Raw genomic sequence first — 1752 nt, forward strand, 5'->3', positions numbered from 1 at the left:
GCCGCAGCGCCGGCGCGCCGCAGCAGCAGCGCCCCGGCCATGACGCCCGCGACCACGGCGGCGAGGATCCCGGCGTAGCCGAACGTCCACCCGAGCCCGGCCGCGTCGATCACCGGCTCGGCGAGCAGCGGGGACGCGAACTGGCCGAGGAACAGCGCCGACGTGAGCAGGCCGAGGGCCTTGGTGCGGGCGCCGGGGGCGACCGAGGCGACCACCCAGCCGTTGACCACCGGGTTCAGCAGGCCGATCCCCACGCCGACCACCACCATCCCGGCCGCGGCGGTGCCCAGCCCGCCCGCCGAGCCGAGGACGGCCAGCCCGGCCGCGAACGCGGCGAACATCGCGGCGGCCAGCACCGGGAAGTCCCAGCGGGCCCGCAGTCGCCGGAAGTTCAGGCCGACCACGGTCATCACCAGGTTCACCGCGGCGATGAGCGCGCCGGTCACGGCCGGGCCCGCGCCGCCGACCCGGTCGAGCCAGAACGGCGCCTGCGTCGGCACGGTGTAGAAGACGATCACGCCGAGGAACATGACCGCGTACAAGCCGAGCAGCCGCGGCGTCCACGGCGTCGCGGCCGGGGCGTCTTCGGGGCCCGCCTGCGGTGCGGCCGCTTCGGGGACGAACCGGAGCACCAGGACCAGCACCGGCACGGCCAGCAGGTAGACGGCGAACGGGCCGCGCCAGCTCAGCGCGGCCAGCAGGCCGCCCAGCAGCAGCGCGACGACCCCGCCGAAGCCCATGGCGGCGCCTTGCAGGCCCAGCACGCGGCTGTGGTCGGCGGCGGGGTGGTGATCGGCGAGCAGCGCGGTCGCCGTGGTCATGACGCCGGCGATCCCGACGCCGAGAAGGGCGCGTCCGGCGAGCAGCGCGGGCAGGGAGTCCAGGACCAGGCCGGAGCCGCCGCCGACGATGTAGAGCAGCAGGCACGCGACGAGCACCCGCACCCGCCCGGTCCGGCCGCTGAGCCGGGCCAGCAGCGGCGCGGAGACCATGATCGCCAGCCCGGGCAGGGTCAGCACCAGGCGTACGAGCAGCTGGGCGTGCGGCTCCGCGGCGAAGTGCCGTTCCATGCCCGGCAGGGCCGGGGTGATCGTGGCGCTGGCCATGATCGTCATCGTGCTGACCGCCAGCAACGTCGCCAGCAGGGACTTCGGCGGCCGCCGCACGATCGTCGTCTCGGTCATGCGGCGAGCGTAGAAGCTCGACCATACTTGAGGTCAACCGTCCGGCGCGCGCTGCTTGACCAGCGGCTCCACCCGCGATTATGGTCAGCGTCCCCACTCGATGTTAGCGCTAACTCAACCGAAGGTCCCCGACGATGACGAACCCCCGCGGCTCGGTGACGATCACCGACGTGGCGAACGCGGCCGGGGTTTCGGCGAGCACGGTGTCGTACGTGATCACCGGCAAGCGGACGATCTCCGCGGCCACGCGGCGGCGGGTCGAGGAGACCATCCGCACCCTCGGCTACCGGCGTCGCGGCGGATCGGTCGCGTCCCGGGCCGGCGTGCTCGCGGTCGCCGTGGGACTGGACCGGCACCTGGGCGTGGCGATGGAGTTCTTCGCCGCGGCCGCCGGCACCGCGCGCGAACTCGGCTTCGACCTGCTCCTGGTCACCGACGACACGGGCACGGCGGGCCTGCACCGGGTGACGTCGGCCGCGCTGGCCGACGCGGTGATCGTGCTGGACGCCGGCGACGACGACCCGCGCGTGCCGGGCCTGCTCGCCTCGGGGAGCCCGGCGGTACTGGT

The 1752-nt window shown here is 74.6% G+C and carries 2 protein-coding genes; one reads left to right on the forward strand and one right to left on the reverse strand.

The features are described from left to right. Positions 1 to 1184 (reverse strand): MFS transporter (locus G3I65_RS02880; RefSeq protein ID WP_160694461.1); only part of this gene is annotated, 1184 nt, incomplete at its 3' end. A 134-nt stretch (positions 1185 to 1318) separates the two neighbouring features. Between G3I65_RS02880 and G3I65_RS02885 the strand changes: the two genes are divergently transcribed. Continuing rightward, positions 1319 to 1752, forward strand: a 434-nt coding sequence (locus G3I65_RS02885; RefSeq protein WP_160694464.1) for a LacI family DNA-binding transcriptional regulator, incomplete at its 3' end; no start/stop codon positions are given.

Source organism: Amycolatopsis sp. SID8362 (assembly GCF_010550475.1).
Classification (GTDB): Bacteria; Actinomycetota; Actinomycetes; order Mycobacteriales; family Pseudonocardiaceae; genus Amycolatopsis; species Amycolatopsis eburnea.